The organism is Gordonia sp. IITR100 (assembly GCF_002009645.1).
Classification (GTDB): Bacteria; Actinomycetota; Actinomycetes; order Mycobacteriales; family Mycobacteriaceae; genus Gordonia; species Gordonia hongkongensis.
In genome coordinates, this window is sequence record NZ_MVKV01000010.1 from 73,538 (window position 1) to 90,815 (window position 17,278).

General features: G+C 68.2%; 16 protein-coding genes. 6 read left to right on the forward strand and 10 right to left on the reverse strand.

Annotated elements, in window-relative coordinates; all coding sequences use genetic code 11:
* Positions 1-52 precede the first annotated feature (52 nt).
* Positions 53-652 carry a DUF402 domain-containing protein gene (locus B1818_RS14915; RefSeq protein WP_058251856.1) on the forward strand — a complete coding sequence of 200 codons (600 nt, stop codon included), beginning with the start codon at positions 53-55 and terminating at the stop codon, positions 650-652.
* A 1-nt stretch (position 653) separates the two neighbouring features.
* Here the strand turns inward: B1818_RS14915 and B1818_RS14920 are convergent, their stop codons facing one another.
* From B1818_RS14920 to B1818_RS14935, 4 genes are all read right to left on the reverse strand, one after another.
* On the reverse strand, positions 654-1,124 hold the full coding sequence (locus B1818_RS14920; protein ID WP_058251880.1) for a hypothetical protein: 471 nt from the start codon (positions 1,122-1,124) through the stop codon (positions 654-656).
* Positions 1,125-1,261: 137 nt separating this feature from the next.
* On the reverse strand, positions 1,262-2,158 hold the full coding sequence (gene coaE, locus B1818_RS14925; RefSeq protein WP_058251879.1) for a dephospho-CoA kinase: 897 nt from the start codon (positions 2,156-2,158) through the stop codon (positions 1,262-1,264).
* 128 nt (positions 2,159-2,286) lie between these two features.
* Positions 2,287-3,519: a zinc metallochaperone AztD gene (gene aztD, locus B1818_RS14930; RefSeq protein WP_078113218.1), complete on the reverse strand. Its 1,233-nt coding sequence runs from the start codon at positions 3,517-3,519 to the stop codon at positions 2,287-2,289.
* Between the two features lie 91 nt (positions 3,520-3,610).
* The gene (locus tag B1818_RS14935) at positions 3,611-4,357 is read right to left on the reverse strand and encodes a TetR/AcrR family transcriptional regulator (RefSeq protein WP_058251855.1); all 747 of its coding nucleotides are present in this window, start codon (positions 4,355-4,357) and stop codon (positions 3,611-3,613) included.
* 369 nt (positions 4,358-4,726) lie between these two features.
* Here B1818_RS14935 and B1818_RS14945 point away from each other — a divergent pair, with 369 nt between their 5' ends.
* Both B1818_RS14945 and B1818_RS14950 read left to right on the forward strand, forming a co-directional pair.
* On the forward strand, positions 4,727-6,187 hold the full coding sequence (locus B1818_RS14945) for a DEAD/DEAH box helicase (RefSeq protein WP_323055847.1): 1,461 nt from the start codon (positions 4,727-4,729) through the stop codon (positions 6,185-6,187).
* Entirely contained in the window at positions 6,184-6,783 is a 600-nt protein-coding gene (locus B1818_RS14950; protein WP_078113169.1) for an SWIM zinc finger family protein, read from the forward strand. The genes B1818_RS14945 and B1818_RS14950 overlap by 4 nt, the downstream gene beginning before the upstream one ends.
* Positions 6,784-6,859: 76 nt before the next feature.
* Here B1818_RS14950 and rpsA read toward each other — a convergent pair whose 3' ends face one another.
* Complete coding sequence (rpsA, locus tag B1818_RS14955; RefSeq protein WP_058251851.1) at positions 6,860-8,338, reverse strand: 30S ribosomal protein S1; 1,479 nt, start codon at positions 8,336-8,338, stop codon at positions 6,860-6,862.
* A 225-nt stretch (positions 8,339-8,563) separates the two neighbouring features.
* Here rpsA and B1818_RS14960 point away from each other — a divergent pair, with 225 nt between their 5' ends.
* Complete coding sequence (locus B1818_RS14960) at positions 8,564-9,142, forward strand: 2'-5' RNA ligase family protein (protein ID WP_078113170.1); 579 nt, start codon at positions 8,564-8,566, stop codon at positions 9,140-9,142.
* Between the two features lie 197 nt (positions 9,143-9,339).
* On the opposite strand, the gene B1818_RS24200 is transcribed toward B1818_RS14960, so the two are convergent.
* On the reverse strand, positions 9,340-9,477 hold the full coding sequence (locus B1818_RS24200) for a hypothetical protein (RefSeq protein ID WP_176455928.1): 138 nt from the start codon (positions 9,475-9,477) through the stop codon (positions 9,340-9,342).
* A 17-nt stretch (positions 9,478-9,494) separates the two neighbouring features.
* On the opposite strand from B1818_RS24200, the gene B1818_RS14965 reads away from it, so the two are divergent.
* Positions 9,495-10,592, forward strand: a complete 1,098-nt coding sequence (locus tag B1818_RS14965; protein ID WP_078113171.1) for a trans-aconitate 2-methyltransferase — start codon at positions 9,495-9,497, stop codon at positions 10,590-10,592.
* On the opposite strand, the gene B1818_RS14970 is transcribed toward B1818_RS14965, so the two are convergent.
* Positions 10,542-13,529 (reverse strand): BTAD domain-containing putative transcriptional regulator, encoded by a 2,988-nt coding sequence (locus B1818_RS14970; RefSeq protein WP_254859697.1) that lies wholly within the window; start codon positions 13,527-13,529, stop codon positions 10,542-10,544. The genes B1818_RS14965 and B1818_RS14970 overlap by 51 nt on opposite strands.
* A gap of 44 nt (positions 13,530-13,573) precedes the next feature.
* Between B1818_RS14970 and B1818_RS14975 the strand changes: the two genes are divergently transcribed.
* A complete protein-coding gene (locus B1818_RS14975; protein WP_078113172.1) occupies positions 13,574-14,437 on the forward strand; it encodes a class I SAM-dependent methyltransferase in 864 nt (287 codons plus the stop codon).
* Between the two features lie 6 nt (positions 14,438-14,443).
* Here the strand turns inward: B1818_RS14975 and B1818_RS14980 are convergent, their stop codons facing one another.
* Genes B1818_RS14980 through B1818_RS14990 form a run of 3 tightly spaced genes read right to left on the reverse strand, consistent with a single transcriptional unit; the run spans position 14,444 to position 17,110 of the window.
* The gene (locus B1818_RS14980; protein WP_303048502.1) at positions 14,444-15,250 is read right to left on the reverse strand and encodes an amino acid ABC transporter ATP-binding protein; all 807 of its coding nucleotides are present in this window, start codon (positions 15,248-15,250) and stop codon (positions 14,444-14,446) included.
* Positions 15,247-16,209, reverse strand: coding sequence for an amino acid ABC transporter permease (locus B1818_RS14985; protein WP_078113173.1), 963 nt, complete (start codon positions 16,207-16,209; stop codon positions 15,247-15,249). The genes B1818_RS14980 and B1818_RS14985 overlap by 4 nt, the downstream gene beginning before the upstream one ends.
* A gap of 1 nt (position 16,210) precedes the next feature.
* On the reverse strand, positions 16,211-17,110 hold the full coding sequence (locus B1818_RS14990; RefSeq protein WP_078113174.1) for an ABC transporter substrate-binding protein: 900 nt from the start codon (positions 17,108-17,110) through the stop codon (positions 16,211-16,213).
* Positions 17,111-17,278: the final 168 nt, after the last annotated feature.

The window sequence follows — 17,278 nt, forward strand, 5'->3', positions numbered from 1 at the left end:
GAACTCGGGCTTTCACCCTGAGATCGTCGGTGAGGCTGTCTAGATTCAGAGCATGACGAGCGATGGCGGGCGCACCGCCGACCCCGGGTCAGGGTCAGCACCGCACCCGCTGCACCCGCCCAAACGCGAGACTTTCGACGTCCCGGCGATGACGAACACCGACAACAAGGGATTCGTTCGGGAGGTCGAGGAGTATCGCGTCACCGACTTCGGGCTGTACATGTCGCGCCACGCTCCCGGGCACCCCAGATTCGACCACCTGGAGTCATGGCTGCTACCCGCCTTGGGGTTGCGCGCCAACATCTTCCACTACCAGGGCGGCTACCGTGAAGGGCAGCGCCTGTACCTGGATGTCGGCCGGTTCGCCGGCCCCGACGACGACGGCCGGTGGCATGCCGAGGACTGGTACCTCGATCTCGTCGACGTGCCGGGCACCCCTCCCCTGCTGCTCGACACCGACGAGCTGCTCGAGGCCCACCGTGAGGGACTGCTCGACACCGCGCAGTGCGTCGAAGCCGTCGGGATCGCCACGCGTGCACTCGTCGGTGCGGCGGAACACGGCAACGACATACAGGCCTGGCTCGACGCCGCGGCGGGTGGCGCGGTGGCCTTTCGCGACCACGACCACCGTCGCCAGGGCGAGGCCCGGTAGATCAGTACGTCGGCAGCACGAAACAGGATCCGTTACGGATGAAGTCGGGGAGCTGGACGCCGGTGCCCACCGTGACCGCCCTCGACTTCTCGACTCCGTCGAGGGTCGCCTTCAGCAGGTAGCGGCCCGGGGTCGACGGCCGCCACTTGGGCCGGATCTCGACACTCGTGGGCTTCTGGTCGTAGATCGTGACCGAGCGCCCGGCGCCCACCAGGGTGACCTTCAGATTCGACTTCGCCGAACGCGGATCGCTGACGAGAACCGACAGTGTGTAGGAACATCCCGCGCCGTACACCCCGTAGTTGAACGAGCCGTTGGCCGACGAGCCGTAACCCGGAAGAGTGTCCACCGCGATGCCCTGCAGCGCCGCCTCCGCCGGCGCGGCCAGCGCCACGCTTGCGCACGCAACTGCACCGAAAGCTATTGCGCCACTGGCAATCCGCGCGCGACTCCGACTTCCCCGACCGACCATGCTGTACTCCACTCCTGGGCTTCGTCCTCAGCGACCACCCCCACCGCGGGGGCGTGCGACTCACAAGTTAGCAGCGGACGGGGCAGCATGTGCCAATTTTGGCAACGTTTGTAGTCAGTTTTTGTGCCAACCGCCGGTCAGCGTGTCACGACCCGCACCGCGGCCGGCCGCCCCGGGTCACAGGACCCGTACTGATCCGGTCCGGCCGGTGCGAATCCACCGTCGGCGAGACGATCCGCCAAGCCCTCCGCGGCGCCGGCGTCACGTGCGGTCACCCGCAACTCGACCGTCGCCGGGTTGACGATGTCGACCGCGGTGGCCAGTTCGCCGGCGAGCGCCCACAATCGGTTCACCAGACGCGCGGACGGACCATCGGGATTCGGTTCTGCTGCCACGAGCCCGGGCACCGACTCGGCGACGCGACGCTCGCGGACGTTCAGCTCGAGCGGCACGAGGCGCTCGTCCCAGACCCGGGCGGCCGATGCCGCCAGTTCCTCGGGGGCGCCCGAGTTGTCCAGCCATACGTCGGCCACGGCACGACGCTGCTCGTCGGTCGCCTGCGCGGCGATGCGGGCACGGGCATCGGCCTCGGCGACACCCCGCATGGTGGTCAGCCGGTGCAACCGCACGTCGGCCTCGGCGAACACGATCACGACCAGATGGAAGAACGGCGCCGTGTGGTTCTCGACCAGCAGCGGGATGTCTTGCACCACAATTGCGTCGGCCGGTGCGTCGTCGAGCATGGCCTGGGTCCGCGCACCGATGAGCGGGTGGGTGATGCCGTTGAGCGTCAGCCGCGACTCGTCGTCGACGAAGGCCTTCGCCGCGAGAGCCGGACGATCGAGACTCCCGTCGGCGGCCAGGATGTCCGGACCGAACGCCTCGACGAGCGCAGCCAGACCCTCGGATCCCGGCTCGACCACCTCCCGGGCGACCTTGTCCGCGTCGATGATGTACGCGCCCCGCTCGACGAACGTCTTTGCCACAGTCGATTTGCCGGCCCCGATGCCACCGGTCAGCCCAAGCCTGATCACGCCCACCAGTGTGACAAATTCCGTCTGCGACACGTTGGAAGGGCCCCGCCGAGAACCAGAGACCCCGTCTCGCGCGATGACCCTCAGCTGGTCACGACGTCGAGACGAGGTCTCCTCGGGTTGTGGTATCAGCCGGTGACGGCCGCCAGTTCGATGGTCTCGTGCGGCAGGTCCGCCTCGCCGACCTTCTCGTTCTTGTTCAGATCGACGGCGACGATCTTCTTGGCAGCCGGGTCGCTGACGTAGGCGATGCCCTCCTGCACCACGACGTTCGGCATCGGGGACTGCCACTCGTCGGGTTCGGTCCACGCGCCGATGGCGGGGATCGTGGCGGTCTTGGCCGCCGTGTCGGCGTCGAAGACGTGTAGGGCACCGTCGGTTCCCAGGATCACGGCGGACCCGCCGGGACCGCGCTCGATGGACCGGAAGCTGTAGGAGGTGCCGAGGTCGACGAGCCGGAGCTGGCCGGTGCGGGTGTCGGTGAGCGAGAACCGGGTCGGCCGTTCGAGTTCGGCGTCCGGATCGGACTTGTAGTCGCCGAGGATGATCGGGGACTCCTCGCTGCCGGCCTGGTTGCCGATGCGGCCGTACTCGTCGGGGCTCTCGACCTTGCGGATGTCGTTCCCGTTCACGATGAGCAGTCCGTCCTCGCAACCGAAAGCGAGCACTCCGCCGGCGCCGGCGGCCTCGCCATGCACACCCGGGCACTGGTCGTTGCGCACGATCTCCTTGCGCTCCGGGTCGAGGATCGCGATGCCGCTGCGCGACTCCTCGTTTCCGGCGGTGACGACGACCGTGCCGTCCTCACGGAACACCGCGACCCCGTGGTGCGGCTCGGGAAGTGTGAACGAGGTCGACGCCGGGTTCCCGCGCAGGAGCTCGGCGGGCTCGACGATGTCGACCTGGCCCGTGCCGTCGGTGAAGAGGGCGATCCGGGAGTCGTGTGGCACAACGTGTCCCGGCTCTTCACCGCCGAACGTCATGTCGGTGAGGGCCGGTGTCGTCGTGTAGTAGTGACCATGGTCGCCGTGTTGACGCGTCCAGGTACCCATGTCGAGAACCCGGAACCCGTCCGACTCCGAGACGAACACATTACGGCCGTTGTCGGCGCTGTTGAGTCGGATGAAGCCGTCGATCGGGAGGTCGGCGACCTGCTCCAACGACTCCGCGTCGAGGACCAGGATGCCGCCGTCGTAGCTGAGCGCGAGGCGCGGCGTGGCGCTCTGCTGCTCGACGGCCGCGGCCGAGCTGGAGGCGGGCGCGGATTCGCTCGAATCCTCGCTCCCGCAGGCGACGAGCGCGAACGACGCGGCGGTGAGAAACGCGAGAGAGCGGGTCAGTTTTGTCCGTTGTGCAAACACCCGAACAGTGAACATGGATATGAAAATCATTGTCAACAACGCATGGGATGATGGTGGCCCGCAACGGCCGCTCCTCGCGAACACCCCGGCATCAGGCCAGCAACGGCCGCAACCCGTCGAGCACGCGGGCGAGTCCGAATTCGAAGGCGTCATCGGGGGCGCCGGGCGCCTGATGGATCTCTCCGACCGCACTGCCGACCCGATCCGACAGGGGGTACGCACCATCGGGGATGACCGCCGCGAGTTCAGGACCGACGATCTCCCACCATCGCGCGTCGCTCATCCCGGATTCCTCGGCGGCCGTCCGCTCCCCGACCGCCTCGCGGGCGTTGCCGGCCACGAAGGCACCGAGCAGTGCGATGATGTGGTCTCGCTGGACATCCGAGATGTCGGTCGCCTCGAGCAGTTCGAGCTGCCGCTCGTACCGGGCCAGGCGGTGCGGGCCCAGCACCTGGCGCCACGGCGAGGCCGCCAGCAGCCATGGGTGGTCGAGACACTCGGCACGCAGTGCGCGCGCGACTCCCGCCAGGGACTCGACGACGGTCGGTGCCGGCCCGGGCATCGGAGTCCGTGCTGTCACGTGATCGATCATGAGCGCCACCAGCACGTCACGCGTCGGCACGTAGGTGTACAGACTCATCGGCCCGACGCCGAGTTCGGCGGCCAGGGCGCGCATCGAGACGGCACCGAGCCCGCGCTCGTCCGCGAGGTCGATCGCCGCCGTCACGATGTCGTCGACCGACACCCGCTGCCGCGGCCCCCGCCGCGGACCGCCATCTCCGGCCTCGGCCCGCCAGAGCAGTCGGACCAGCGTGCGTGCATCATCTGCGGTCGACACGGCGACGCCTTTCCCGTACGGTGTACTGAGTCATAACCCCGTACACCGTACCAAGAGGAGCGTCCACTGCCCACTCAGGCCACCTATCTGCCGGACCTGCACCAGTTCGCGCTCTGGTCTTCCCACCAGTCCGATGCCGGAAACCTGTCGGACACCTGCCGTCTCGCGGTCCCGGACGGCCGCGACCTCGTCGTTCGCGACGTCCGCTGCGAACTCGTCGATCCCCCGGCACTCCTGGCCGCGTGCGACCAGGGTGATCCGAGCCGAGTCGCGGAGTCGGTCGAAGCGTGGCGACGCACACTCGCCGGCGACTCCGCGACACCGCTGCCGCTCGCCGCACACGCCGAGATCGATCCCACCGGGACGGCGGTGACGACTGCGGACTTCGCCCGTACAGCGCTGCAGGAGTCTCTCGCCGCCGAGGACATACTGCGAGACACTCTGCGAGCCCACCTGCGGCCGTATCAGATTCGCGGTATCGCCTGGCTGGCCCGCACCGTGGAGGTCACCGGCGGTGCCGTGCTGGCCGACGAGATGGGACTGGGCAAGACCGTCCAGGCGATCGGACTGCTGACGCTTCGGGCGCACGAGGGACCACAGCTGGTCGTCTGCCCGACCAGCCTCGTGACCAATTGGAGTCACGAGGTGGCCCGCTTCGCGCCTGATCTGAACGTGTACACCGGCCCCCTCGACCATGCGCCGGACGGGCCCGGTTCGATCACCGTGATCTCCTACGCGAGACTGCGACTGAGCATCGCCGACGTCCGTCGATTCGACTGGGCCACAGCCGTGTTCGACGAGGCGCAGGCCCTGAAGAACCCGCGCACCCAGGTGTCACGCGCGGCGCGCACCGTCGGCGCCCGGGCTCACGTCGCGTTGACCGGCACTCCCATCGAGAACAGTCTCGACGACCTCTGGGCGATTCTCCGGGTCGTCGCGCCCGCACTGTTTCCTCACCGGGCGGTGTTCCGGCGGCGCTTCACCAAAGCCGTGGACGACGGCGACGCCGGCGCGCTGCGACGACTTCGGGTGGCGGTCGCGCCGGTGATGTTGGCGCGCACCAAATCCCGTGTGGCCTCGGCGCTGCCGCCGAAGATCGGCAATCCGGTGCTCGTCGATCTCACCGACGAACAGGCGCAGCTCTACGACGCTCACCTCGCGCGCGTGGAAGACACCGGCTTCGGCGACGGATTCGAACGACACGGACGGATTCTCGCCACACTCACCCGGCTCAAGCAGATCTGCAACCATCCCGGCCTCGTCACCGGCGACACCCGGGTGCTCGCGGGACGCTCGGGCAAGCTCGACGTGTGCACAGAGATCCTCGGTGACAACCTGCGTACCGGCTCCCCCACGCTCGTCTTCACCCAGTACCGGGAAACCGGTGAACTCCTCGTCCGGCACTTCGCCGAACAACTGGCGGTCGAGGCACCGTTCTTCCACGGCGGTCTCTCGGCGAGCCGTCGCGACGAACTCGTCGCCGCCTTCCAGGCGGGCGAAGGCCCCGGGCTGATGGTCATGAGCCCCAAAGCCGGCGGCGTCGGGCTCACCCTCACGCGCGCCTGCGACGTCATCCACTTCGACCGCTGGTGGAACCCGGCGGTCGAGGCCCAGGCGTCCGACCGGGTGCACCGAATCGGCCAGAAACGTCCCGTCACGATCACCACCCTCACCTCGGCCACCTCCCTCGAAGAGCACATCGATCGCCTGCACCGGCGCAAGTCCGCGCTCGGCGCGCACGCGGACGACACGTCCGCCCTCACCGAGCTGACCGGCCTCGACGACGAGCGGTTGATGGACATCCTGCGGCGTCACCGGGAGGCGCGATGACCAGCTCACCTGCCGAATTCGGGTTCACCCGCTGGGGCGCCGAGATCGTCCGGCTCGCCGAGCCGATCTCGGCGCGTGGTCCCAACGCCTCGGCACCACGAGCCCGCAGTGTCGCCCGCAACGGCGGCGTCACGCTCACCGTCGACGGACGTTCGGTCAGCGGCCTGGTGCAGCGTGGCGGCGAGGCGTCGATGGCACATCTCGAGTTCGATGCCATGTCCCCGGCGAACGCGACGACGCTGCGGGAGGTGCTGGACGAGTCCACCGAACCGACCGACGACATGCACCGTCGCCTCATCGAAGCGGCGTCGTGGTCGTCACCGGTTCTCGACGTCGCCGACTGCTCCTGCCGCGCCCGCGGCGACCGGTGCCTGCACATCCTCGCCACGCTCTATGCCCTCGCCGCGGCCGTCGATCGAGTGCCCTCGCTGGCCCTCCGCCTACGCGACTTCGAAGCACGGCTCAGCGGAGTCACCGGTGACGCGGACCACCCGGATGGACCACCGCGCCGGATGCCGCTGCGGTGGGCGGCACTAACAACCTTCGACGCCCGGGACTACTGGAGTGCTCGGCGTCGCACCGGGGCGCCCGACTGACCGTCGGCACCAGACGAGAGAAGCCCTCCCGGTCTCCCGGGAGGGCTTCTTCATCGTGCTCGGTGAGCGAGGCGTGTCAGGCGTTGCCCGACAGCTTCTCACGCAGTGCGGCGAGCTGCTCGTCGCTGGCCAGCGAACCGCCGGCCGACGATCCGCCGGTCGAGCTGCTGCTCGACGACGATCCGCCGCGGCTCTCCGACGCCGACGAGTAGTCGGTCGGGGCGTTGGCGGCCTCTGCGGCAGCAGCGGCGAACTTCTCCATCTGGGCGGTGTGCATCTTGTGGCGACGCTCGGCCTCGGCGTACCGGGCCTCCCATGCCTCACGCTGCTTCTCGAAGCCTTCGAGCCATTCGTTGGTCTCGGCGTCGAAGCCCTCGGGGAAGATGTAGTTGCCCTGCTCGTCGTAGCTGTCGGCCATGCCGTACTTCGAGGGGTCGAACTCCTCGGTGTAGTCCTCGTTGGCCTGCTTCAGGCTCAGCGAGATCCGACGACGCTCCAGGTCGATGTCGATGACCTTGACCATCGCGTCGTCACCGACGGCGACGACCTGATCCGGCACCTCGACGTGGCGCTCGGCCAGCTCGGAGATGTGGACCAGACCCTCGATGCCCTCGTCGACCCGGACGAACGCACCGAACGGCACCAGCTTGGTGACCTTGCCCGGCACGATCTGGCCGATGGCGTGGGTGCGGGCGAACTGGCGCCAGGGATCTTCCTGAGTTGCCTTGAGCGACAGCGACACACGCTCGCGGTCCAGATCGACGTCGAGGACCTCGACGGTGACCTCGTCGCCGACGGCGACGACCTCGGACGGGTGATCGATGTGCTTCCAGGACAGCTCGGAGACGTGGACCAGACCGTCGACGCCGCCGAGATCGACGAACGCACCGAAGTTGACGATCGAGGACACGACGCCCTTGCGGACCTGGCCCTTCTGCAGCTGGTGCAGGAACTCGCTGCGGACCTCGGACTGGGTCTGCTCGAGCCATGCGCGGCGCGACAGGACCACGTTGTTGCGGTTCTTGTCGAGTTCGATGATCTTGGCCTCGATCTCCTTGCCGATGTACGGCTGCAGATCGCGGACGCGGCGCATCTCCACGAGCGATGCCGGGAGGAAGCCGCGCAGGCCGATGTCCAGGATCAGGCCGCCCTTGACGACCTCGATGACGGTGCCCTTGACGGCCTCGTCCTTCTCCTTGAGCTCCTCGATGGTGCCCCAAGCCCGCTCGTACTGCGCACGCTTCTTGGAGAGGATCAGACGGCCTTCTTTGTCCTCCTTGGTGAGGACCAGGGCTTCGACCTCGTCACCGACGTTGACGACCTCATTGGGGTCGACGTCGTGCTTGATCGACAGTTCGCGAGAAGGGATGACGCCTTCGGTCTTGTAACCGATGTCGAGCAGAACCTCGTCCCGGTCGACCTTGACGATGGTGCCTTCCACGATGTCGCCATCGTTGAAGTACTTGATCGTGGAGTCGATGGCGGCGAGAAAGTCCTCGGCAGTGCCGATGTCATTGACGGCTACTTGCGGCGAGGTGATCGTGGGGGACGACATATGTTGAGTTGCTCCGGACAGGTGTGTAGTAGGTACGATTCTGCAAAGCTCTGTTGATCGACACCACCTGGACCGGCCTGTCACCGGTCAGGGCAGGTGCGAACCGCGCGTCATCGGGCACACGCGCGTGTAGAAGCCTACTCCAGCGGCATTGTGCTGGGCAAATGGCTCGTCTCACGAGGCCGCCAGGACGTGCGGCCCGACGGGAGATGAGACGATCCCCACGTGGCGCACTCACTCGAACTCCTCCTCGACGACTCGTCCGACCAGCAGGTTCGGGCCGAATGGGACGCCCTCGCCGCAGCCGGACTCCCCCATCAGGGTCGCGTCGCGTCGCCGACGAATCGGCCCCACGTGACGCTGGTGGCCGCGTCCCGGATCGACGGGAACGCCGATGCGGCACTGGCCGCGGTCGCCATGCGCCTGCCGGTGGGGATGCGGCTCGGCGCTCCGATCGTCTTCGGCGGCGGTCGACGATCCACGCTCGCGCGGCTCGTGGTGCCGTCGAGCGAACTACTGTCGGTCCACGCCCAGGTCTCGCGGCTATCCGCCGAGTTCGTCGACCCCGAGCCGGCCGACACGGCGACAGCCTCGACCGATGGTCGCCGAATGCCGTTCGCGCACACCGTTCCCGGGCAGTGGACCCCGCACGTCACCCTCGCGCGGCGGATGGACGCCGAACAGCTCGTCCGCGCCTTCGACATCCTCGACATCCGCGCCGAGATCGTCGGCGAGTTCACCGCACTGCGACGCTGGGACCCAGATGCGGGAACCGACGTCGTGCTCGCGGGGCGGGCCTGCTGATCGCACTGCGGGTCAGACGGCGGAGCCGCCGTTTCCCCGTCGGCCCGGCAACGCGCCGAGTAGCCGACGAAGCCGGGAGTCCGGACGGAACCGCGGGCAGGACCGCTCGCCGCAGAGCGCGCAATCCGTACCCGTCCGGTAGTGCTCGTGAGCCGATCGGTCGTGGCCGCATCGGCAAGTCTGGTCGCCCACGGCGCTCAGGTTACCCAAGCAGGGTCTTCGGACCCGGGGTCGTCGAACGTTGTGACCCACGTCGTCGCCACGGCGACGAGCGCGTCCCACCGCCACGGGGTGAAGAACTCCGAGATCACGATGAGAGTGACTTGAGAGCCCACGGCCCGATGATCTGGGCATGACCGAAACACTGAGATCCTCCGCCGACCGACCAGCACCGAGCGCCGACGAGTTCGCCGAACGACTCTTCGGTTCGACGCTCGCCACCGCCGAGACCATGAGCGTGTACCTCGGCGAGCGCCTCGGGTGGTACCGATGCCTGGCCGAATCGGGACCCCTCACCGCCGACGGGTTGGCCGAACGAACCGACACCAACGCACGCTATGCCCGGGAATGGCTGGAGATGCAGAGCGCCTTCGGCATTCTCGACGCGAACCTGACCACCCGCCCGCACACCTTCGCGATCTCGCCGGGCGTCGCCGAGGTACTCACCGACACCACGAGCCTGTCGTACCTCGGCGCCCTCCCCCGCATGTTCGCGGCGTCGGCACGCCATCTCCCTGCGCTGCTCGATGCCTACCGGAACGGTGGGGGCGTCAGCTGGGAGACCCTGGGCGCCGACGCACGGGAGTGCCAGGCCGATCTCAACCGGCCCTGGTTCGACGCGCGTCTCGCACCGGCGCTGGCCGGCGTCGAAGCCCTGCACGAGCGGTTGTCCCGGCCCGGGGCGCGGATCGCCGACGTCGGGTTCGGAGCGGGCCACTCGACCATCGCACTCGCACGGGCCTACCCGGAGGCCACCTTCATCGGGCTCGACGTCGACGAGGCGTCGGTACGGATGGCCCGTGCGCATGCCGAGTCGGCGGGTGTCATCGACCGCGTGACGTTCCTCGTCGCCGACGGCGACGAGGCGGCGGCGCACGGCCCGTTCGACGCCGCCTTCGCGTTCGAGTGCCTACACGACATGCCGCGGCCGGTCGAGGTCCTCGCCGCGGTCCGGCGCGCACTGGCGCCCGGAGCTTCCCTGATCGTCATGGATGAAGCCGTATCCGACGAGTTCGACGGTCCCGCAGACGATCTCGACAAGATCATGTACGGGTTCTCGTTGCTGGTGTGTCTGCCGGACTCGATGAGTTCACCACCGTCCGCGGCCACCGGCACGGTGTTCCGACCGTCGACGCTGCGTCGGTACGCGCACGACGCGGGTTACGCCGACGTGACGGTCCTACCCATCGAGGATTTCAGCTTCTTCCGCTTCTACGAGCTGACGACCTGACCCCGTCGGTGCGCGCCCGGCGCGCAACGAGGTGACGGCGATGTCGACGACGTCGGACGGAGCCGTGGCGGCACCGGTCGCGACGAGATCGTCCGTCACCGCCTCGCCCAACGCTGCTCGGATTCGATTCTCGACGGAACCGAGTCGCTCGACGTCGTTCCCGAACGGATCGGACCCGGCCGCCTCGTGTGCTCGCCGGGTGGCACCGAGGATCAGAGCCGCCTGTTCGCACCGCCCGAGATCGACCAGGACGTCGATCACCGAGCGCAGGGTCACCCACTGATTCGTCCAGTTTCCCGCTTGCCGAAAATGCTCGAGCACCTCAACGTACGACCGGGCGGCGGCGTCGGTTGCGCCGGAACGGGCCTCGATCGACGCCCGCGACGCCATCGCCACCCCCAGTAGGTACCGGTCACCGTGTCGGCGCGCGGACTCGATGGCACCCTCGAGGAGTTGCCGCGCCCGCCCGGGATCGGCGTCGAGCAGACACTCGCCGGACACATAGCGACACCAGGCCGCGACAACGTCTTCACCCGCTGTGGCACAGGCGATCTCGAGGGACCGCGCGGCCGGGTACGCGTCCTCGCCGCGGTAGGCGCGGATGAGCAGTGCACTGATGTCGGCCATGTGCGCCGCCCCCGGCATGCCGGCCGCCAGTGCGAGTTCGCGGAACGTCCGCGCGTCGTCGAGCGCAGCGTCGAGATCCCCCTGGAACAGCCCGATGTCCACGAGCATCATGTGGAGGTAGACGCGGACCGACGGGTCGGGGCCGGCGTCGAGGCCCCGGCGCGTGCACCGCCGCGCGGTCGGCAGGTCGCCGTCGAAGCGGGCGCCGCCGGCCGACACCGCCCACACCGCGGACCCGAGCGACGAGTCGTCGTGACGGTCGATGAGCATCCGCGCCCATGCGGTGACCTCCGGACTCATGGTCAGTTCGAGGAAAGGAATCGACCCCTGCAGGATCGTGTCGGCGAGAGCGGGGTCGTGAGCACTCGCATGATCGATCGCCTGCCGCACATCGTCGAGCCGTGCATCGACCAGGCGCGCGGCGTCGAGGTGTCCGCGACCGTAGACCTCGCACCCCAACGGACCCAGCCAGTCCGCGACCCACGCGGTGTGCGCGCACCGCGCACCGTCGAGGGCGTCCCGACTTGCCAGTGCATCAATACCGAAGGCACGCAACGTCTCCAAGAGGAGGTAACCCCCCGGATCGACCGACACCATGCACGCGTCGACCAGTTCGGCCATCGCATCGGCCACGTCTTCGCGGTCCAGCACTCCCGTCGCCGCGGCCAGGAACTCCGCATCGTCGAGGCCGAACCGGGAGGGGAAGATGCTGAGGACGTCGAACAGACCACGCGCCGGGTCGCTCAGCAGTCCATAGGACCAGTCGACGAGAGCGTGCAGGCTCCGGTGCCGGGGCGCGATCCCGCGCGGACCGCGCAGGACCCGGAAACGCCAGTGCAGTCGGTCGACGAGCACTGCCGGGGGTATCGCCCGCGCCTTCGTCGCCGCGAGCTCGACACCGAGCGGCAGGCCGTCGAGCCGTCGGCAGATCTCCGCGATCGCCGGCGCAGTTGCTTCGTTCAGCTCGAAGCGCGGATCGCGTGCCCGGGCACGGACACAGAACAGCCGGACGGCATCCGACGACTCGATGGCGGCGGGCGCCGCGTCCACGTCCGGCACCGGAAGTGGATCGAGGGAGATGATCTGTTCGGCGGCAATTCCCAGCGGCACCCGTGAGGTCGCGAGCACCGTGATATCGGGGCACCGATCCTGCAGCGCGACAACGAGTTCGACCGCTGCCTCGAGGACGTGCTCACAATTGTCGAGCACGAGCAGTCCGCGTCGACCGGTCAGCGCGCCGGTGAGTGCGTCCAGGGCCGCGACATCGCGACGCATCGACAGGCCCGTCGCCGAAGCCACCAGGTGCACCACCGCGTCGCGGCTCGCGACCGCTGCCAGTTCGGCGAACCAGACGGGACGGTCACTCGCCGACCGGACATGGTGCCGGACAAGCGCCGTCTTGCCGACACCACCGGGGCCGAGGACCGTGACGACCCCGCGTCCCCGCACGGTTGCCGTCAGGCCCGTCAGGTCGGCATCCCGGCCTATCAGCTGGCCCGAATCATGGTTCGCCGCGCCGATTTCGGTATGTGGTACCGCGACTGTTCCGGCCGGCCGCCGATCCCCGCGGACGCGGCGCGGCGGCGGGTCCCCGTCGAGGATGCGGGCATGCAGCTCGCGGACCGACGGGGCCGGGTCCGTGCCGAGATCCTCCGCGAGGCGTCGACGCAACCGTTGGTAGGCATCGAGCGCCTCGGCCGCACGATCCGTCCGCCACAGCGCCGCCATGACCCGGAGGTGGAGCCCCTCGCGATAGGGATGATCATCGACGAAGGGCAGCAACCGGACATAGGCGTCTTCCGGACGGCCGAGGGTGACCAGGGCATCGGCAGCTGTCTCCGCGGCCAGGACACGCCGTTCGAGGAGCGCCCCGACCTCCGGCTGCGCCCAGGCACAGTCGGCGAACTCGCCGTATGGCGTTCCATGCCACAGACTCTCGGCCTGGTCGAGCAGATCGACAGCCAGCTGGGGCTCGGCATCGACGACGGCGACGGCCCGTGCCACGGTGTCGTCGAAGAGCAGTGCGTCGACATCGGTCCGATCGACGATGAGCGTGTACCCGGGCGCGGTCGTGACGACTCGCAGACGGCCGTCGACCTGACGTCGCCGCAAGGTGGTTCGTAGTCGGAAGACGAGGTTGTGCAGGGCCGACTCCGGGGTGGCCGGCGGCGCGTCGGGCCACAGGATGTCGGTCAGCCAGTCCACATCGGCAACCGCATTCGCGCGCGATGCCAGGGCGGCGAGCAGACAGCGGAGGCGAGGCGTGCCGAACTGCGGTCGGGACACACCCGCGTCATCCGGTGTGTCCACCGGACCCAGCAGAGTGAGACAGACCATGGCCTTATCATCGCAGGATGTCCCCCAACCAGGCGGAATCCGAACAAACGACATCGAACGGCCCGGGGTCGAGCCGTCCCCCGAGGATCCTCGGCGACGTGGACTCCGCGACCAGCGACCGTGCCAGCCGGTGGTGGTGGGATCACGACGCGGAGAACTATCACGTCGAGCACGGCGACTTTCTCGGTGCCCATGCCGCAGGCGGGGATTTCGTATGGTGTCCGGAGGGTTTACGCGAGGCCGATGTCGGGCTCCTGGGGGACATCGAGGACCAGGACATCCTCGAAATCGGCTGCGGTTCGGCGCCCTGTGCCCGGTGGCTGGCCGCGCACGGCGCGCGCGCAGTCGGCGTCGACCTGTCGCGGCGGATGCTGGGCATCGGACTCGACGCGATGGCGGCGGAAGGCGTGCGGGTCCCGCTCGTCCAGGCGACCGCCGAGACCCTGCCCTTCGCGGCCGCGTCGTTCGACGCCGCCTGTTCGGCCTTCGGCGCGGTACCGTTCGTCGCCGACTCGGCCGGGGTGATGAACGAGGTCGCACGGGTGCTGAAGCCCGGTGGGCGTTGGGTTTTCGCCGTCAATCATCCGATGCGCTGGATGTTCCTCGACGATCCCGGGCCGGAGGGCCTGACCGTACGGATCCCCTATTTCAACCGCACGCCGTACACCGAGACCGATGCCGACGGAACGTTGACCTACGTCGAGCACCACCGCACCATCGGTGACCGTGTTCGCGAACTCCGGGCCGCCGGGTTCATTCTCGACGACATCATCGAACCCGAGTGGCCGGACGGTTTCGACCGCACCTGGGGGCAATGGAGCCCGTTGCGCGGCAGCTACTTTCCGGGAACAGCCATATTCTGCAGCCACAAGGCCGACTAGCGGCGCTCACAGCAGCTTCGACAAGAACTCCCGAGTGCGCTGTTCTCTCGGATCGGCGAGGACCTGACGAGGGTTCCCCTTCTCCACGACGACGCCGCCGTCCATGAACACGAGCTGGTCGGCGACTTCCCGGGCAAAACCCATCTCGTGCGTGACGACCAGCATGGTCATGCCCGACGCAGCCAGCTCACGCATCACCTTCAGGACATCGCCGACGAGTTCGGGGTCGAGCGCCGAGGTGGGTTCGTCGAACAACATGAGTTTGGGGTCCATCGCGAGCGCACGCGCGATGGCGACACGCTGCTGCTGGCCACCCGACAGCTGGGCCGGATAGGCGTCGGCCCGGTCGGACAGGCCGACCCGCTCCAGCAGGTAGCGGGCTTTGTCGACCGCCTCCGAACGCGACTGACGCTTCACCTGCATCGGCGCCTCGATCACGTTCTCGAGGGCCGTGCGGTGCGGGAACAGATTGAAATGCTGGAACACCATGCCGATGTCGCGTCGCTGGGTCGCCGCGTCCTTGGCACTCATCTCGTGGAGCTTGCCGTTGCGTTCCCGGTAGCCGATCAGATCACCGTCGACGTAGAGCCGGCCGGCGTTGACGACTTCGAGGTGGTTCACACAGCGGAGGAACGTGGACTTCCCCGATCCCGACGGACCGATGAGACACAGCACCTCGCCGCGCGCCACCTCCAGCGAGATCCCCTTGAGGACCTGGACCGAACCGAAGCTCTTGCAGACCCGGTCGGCCACCACCATCGGCGGCGGCGATCCGCCGGCGGCCGGTGCGGCCGTGTCTTCTGCGGGACTCATGCCTTCTCTCCCCCTGCCGGCCCGGCGGCGCCGCCGGGCGCAGTGGCCGCGCCGTCGGCCATCGTCTTGAGTTGCCGCGCCGTGAGCTGTCGGGTCGCGCCCTTCGCGTAGTAGCGCTCCACGTAGTACTGGCCCACCATCAGGACGCTGGTGATGACGAGGTACCACGTGGACGCGACGAGGAGCAGCGGGATCGGCTCGAAGATCACGCCCGAGATGTCCCGCTGTCGTCCGTAGAGGTCGAGGGTGAGCGGCACCGCCGCCACCAGGCTCGTGGTCTTGAGCATGCTGATCAGCTCGTTGCCGGTGGGCGGGATGATCACCCGCATGGCCTGGGGCAGCACCGTTCGTCGCATGGTCTGCGCCCACGACATACCCAGTGCCACCGACGCCTCGGTCTGTCCCTCACCGACCGAGGACACACCGGCGCGGACGATCTCGGCCATGTACGCGGCCTCGTTCAGGCCGAGTCCGATGACCGCGAACAGGAACGCGGCGTTGAGCGTCTGGATGTCGAGCGACACGAACTGGTGCACGAACGGGATGCCGAGGTCGATCTGCTTGTAGATCGCCGGGAACAGGCCCCAGAAGACCAGCTGCACATACACGGGGGTGCCGCGGAAGATCCACAGGTACACCCACGATGTGCCGCGCAACACCGGGTTCGGGCTCAGCCGCATGATCGCGAGGACGACGCCGAGCACGATGGCGATGGTCATCGACAGCAGGGTCAAAGCGAGCGTGTAACCGACTCCCGACAAGATGCGCGAGTCGAAGAGATAGTTGCCGTACGTGCCCCAGCTATAGGCCTCGTTGGTGGCGGCACCGTAGACGAACAGCGCGCCCAACACGACGATGATCACCGCCGCGACCCACTGTCCGGGACGACGGAGCGGAACCGCCTGGATCGGTTCGGGTTCGCCCGGCGGTGACGGGGCGGTGCTGTGCGGTGACGTCATGTCAGTTCACCGCGCCGTTGATGACGGAGACATCGATCATGCCCTCCTCGAGGCCCCAGTTGGCCGCGATCTCTTCGTACTGTCCGTTGTCCATCAGGTACTGCACAGCCCGCTGCAGTGCGGGCGCGAGCGGTGAACCCTTCCGCACCGGCCACCCGTACGGCGCGGAGTCGAAGACCCCACCGGCGGGCTTCAGACGGTCGTCGGTGCGTTTGATCGCATAGGCCGTGACCGGTGAGTCGGCCGACATCGCGTCCACCCGGCCCAGGATCAGTGCGTTGACGGCCTCGTCCTGGCTGTCGAACCGGACCTTGTCGATCGCCGGTTTGCCCGCAGCGACGCACGCCGCGCTCTTGGCGGGAACCTCGTCGGTGTCCTCGTAGGTGGTGGTCTGCACCGCGACTCGGAGGCCGCAGGCGTTGTCGGGGTCGATCTCGTCGTCGTTGTCGCTCGCCTGCGCCCACTGCACGCCCGCGCTGTAGTAGGTCACGAAGTCGACCTGCTTCTCGCGCTCGAGGGTGTCGGTGAACGACGACATCCCCAGCTGGTAGGTCCCGGCCTGCACCGAGGGGATGATGGTGTCGAACTGGGACTCCTTGTAATCGGGTACGAGTCCGAGCACCTTGCCGACGGCGTTCATCAGGTCGACGTCATAGCCGATGATCTTTCCCGACGCGTCCTTGAACTCATTCGGCTGGTACGGGATGTTGACCCCGACGATCAGGCGTCCGGTGCGCGCGATCTCCGGTGGGACCAGCGCGGCGATCTCCGGCACCGTCGCGACGTCGACGTCGATCGGGACGACCTGACCGGCGCGCTCCCGCGCCTCGTTGTCCACGCACCCGGTCACGACGACCAGGACGGCGAGCAGGACGCCGAGCCAACGAGCCACCCGCGTCACACCACTACCCTTCGTCCGGCCGATCGCACCAACTCACTGTAGTTCGCCCGCCGCACCCCGGCTCGCCACCCACCGTTCACGCGTGTGCGCGCCCGTTTTCGGTCCTCAATCCGAGAGTCCCGCAAACCATTGCTCCCGAGACCGAAAGAACAACAAACCGCTGGTCTA

Coding starts and splice junctions, on each gene's coding strand:
- B1818_RS14965 (WP_078113171.1), top strand. CDS start 9,495: ATGACCGAAACACTGAGATCCTCCGCCGACCGACCAGCACCGAGCGCC.
- rpsA (WP_058251851.1), bottom strand. CDS start 8,338: ATGTCGTCCCCCACGATCACCTCGCCGCAAGTAGCCGTCAATGACATC.
- B1818_RS14920 (WP_058251880.1), bottom strand. CDS start 1,124: ATGGTCGGTCGGGGAAGTCGGAGTCGCGCGCGGATTGCCAGTGGCGCA.
- B1818_RS14985 (WP_078113173.1), bottom strand. CDS start 16,209: ATGACGTCACCGCACAGCACCGCCCCGTCACCGCCGGGCGAACCCGAA.
- B1818_RS14980 (WP_303048502.1), bottom strand. CDS start 15,250: ATGAGTCCCGCAGAAGACACGGCCGCACCGGCCGCCGGCGGATCGCCG.
- B1818_RS14975 (WP_078113172.1), top strand. CDS start 13,574: ATGTCCCCCAACCAGGCGGAATCCGAACAAACGACATCGAACGGCCCG.
- B1818_RS14915 (WP_058251856.1), top strand. CDS start 53: ATGACGAGCGATGGCGGGCGCACCGCCGACCCCGGGTCAGGGTCAGCA.
- B1818_RS14950 (WP_078113169.1), top strand. CDS start 6,184: ATGACCAGCTCACCTGCCGAATTCGGGTTCACCCGCTGGGGCGCCGAG.